Annotated in this window: 3 protein-coding genes; all 3 read left to right on the top strand. The window is 46.2% G+C overall.

What is annotated here, in order from left to right:
• Positions 1–215: 215 nt before the first annotated feature.
• Positions 216–812 (top strand): hypothetical protein, encoded by a 597-nt coding sequence (locus tag CKO36_RS18830; RefSeq protein ID WP_200286439.1) that lies wholly within the window; start codon positions 216–218, stop codon positions 810–812.
• A gap of 97 nt (positions 813–909) precedes the next feature.
• Positions 910–1,590 carry a class I SAM-dependent methyltransferase gene (locus CKO36_RS18825; RefSeq protein WP_338053527.1) on the top strand — a complete coding sequence of 227 codons (681 nt, stop codon included), beginning with the start codon at positions 910–912 and terminating at the stop codon, positions 1,588–1,590.
• Positions 1,591–1,896: 306 nt separating this feature from the next.
• Positions 1,897–2,028, top strand: a 132-nt coding sequence (locus CKO36_RS20590; protein ID WP_200284134.1) for a DUF4277 domain-containing protein, incomplete at its 3' end; no start/stop codon positions are given.

Genomic DNA, 2,028 nt, shown 5'->3' with positions numbered 1-2,028 from the left:
AATCGCTCAAGCAGAGCGCGTACCATGACCGTGGCAGGCGCGCGTTCAGCAAACCGGTTGAGAACATCATCAAACATCGGTTGTCAACTCCAACTCTAGAAATAATATCCATATTATACAATGAGTTGCATCACCTTAAAAGGGCTGCTCGTGTGATTCTACCAAAGTCGTCCCTTGCGCCCCCCAAGAACACAACTCCGCATTAGGAGTCGAAAATGACCCCAGACGAAGAGCGAGTTAAGGATTATCTCGAAAACCGAGAGCTTACTGCCGAGCGTTTTTCCAAGGCAGAAACACGCGCTGGAAAAACGCCTGATTTTCGCGTGTCCCAAAACGGTGAATTTTTGTTTTATTGCGAGGTCAAATCCAGCTCTGAAAATAGGTGGCTTGACAATCAACTAACCAATGCTGCCCCTGGTGATATTGTGGGTGGGGCAAGGAATGACCCCATATATAACCGTCTTACGTCTGATATTCATAACTCTATGAAGCAGTTTGATGCAGTAAACAAAGACCATAAATTCCCAAACGTCCTCGCTCTCGTCAACCACGACGATATGTGCGGGTTTAATGACCTTCTAGGCATATTAACTGGAAACTTTTATGCCAATGACGGTACGGCGCATCCGATTTATCGACAGTTTTCCCACGGTCGCATTAAAGAAGAAAAGGGGAAGATTCATTTGTTTATTTGGATAGACGATCACAAGCCAAATCGTCTGCTGTTCAGCCAAACAGACGAAACCCACCATTCGGCACTTTGCAATGCTTTTGGAGTTCAGCCAAATGAAATCAAACAAATCGGCTCCTAACAAGGCAAATTCACTCGGACGGCAAAAAGCGCCGCTCTTTCGTCGCTCTGCTCTTTGCCGCCGGTGATTTGCGGCGTTATACACAACAGGAATCATCGTGGAGTTGTCAGAAGTAGTGCCTTGGGGAAGATCCCTCAGCGAGTACAAAGATATGTTCTCACTTTCAAGTGATGAACTTGGAAAAAAGATACTTGGCTGTGGTGATGGGCCAGCATGTTTTAATTCAGAATTATATGCCAACGGTGGTAACGTAGTATCCGTTGACCCAATATATAAATTTAGTGCTGTCCAAATACAATCAAGGATTGAAGAGGTTTATCTTCAAATAATGGATCAAGTATCAAGAAACAAAGAGAACTATGTCTGGAAGAATATTCGCGATGTCAAAGAGCTTGGAGAGGTTAGAATGGAGGCAATGAGGGCTTTCTTAAGCGACTATGGAAATGCACAACAAACAAGGAGATATATAAATGCCTCATTACCCACGTTGCCATTTAAGAATGCCGAGTTTGATTTAGCTTTGTGCTCACATTATTTATTTTTGTATAGCGATCATGTGGATCAGCAACAACACGTCGATTCCATGCATGAGTTGTGTCGCGTTGCCAAAGAGGTGCGCGTTTATCCGCTGCTATCCATGCGCAACAACAAAATATCTAAGCATCTTACGCCAGTCATGGAGGCGCTAGAGAAAGGTGGAATTAACGTCTCTTTGGCACCTGTAAAATATGAATTCCAAAAAGGCGCCACCGAAATGCTGCTGGCAAAAAATGTATAATCGAATAGCCGAGGTTTTTTCTTCACCAGCCTTTACAACACCCCGCATACGGATCTTTTAGTTATAGGGAATATAATAGATTACAACAGCTCGACTTTGGCCATTTTCAGCCCGCTCAGGCCGCTCAGGCCGCTCAGGCCGTTGCGGCAAGCTGATCGAGCAAACGCTCCAGGCGCTGGGGTGAAATGAGCACGGGGTCTGAGTTTTGCCGACATTCCGCACCCGCTCACGCCACCAACAGGTTTTCTCTCAACTCATCTATCCTTGCGTTTATCGCAAACATTCAGGGGGAAGCAGGGCTTGGCCATGCACATCGAAACTGGCTCAAAGGCCAGTCCACAGCATTACAGCAGCCAAGCGCTCGAACACCTGGGATTGGTAGCGGGAATGTACGACGAGCTGGGTCTCGGGGAGCTCATTGATCGGGTTATGGTACAG

The organism is Rhabdochromatium marinum (genome assembly GCF_016583795.1).
Classification (GTDB): Bacteria; Pseudomonadota; Gammaproteobacteria; order Chromatiales; family Chromatiaceae; genus Rhabdochromatium; species Rhabdochromatium marinum.
This window is presented reverse-complemented; position numbering and strand designations above follow the sequence as displayed.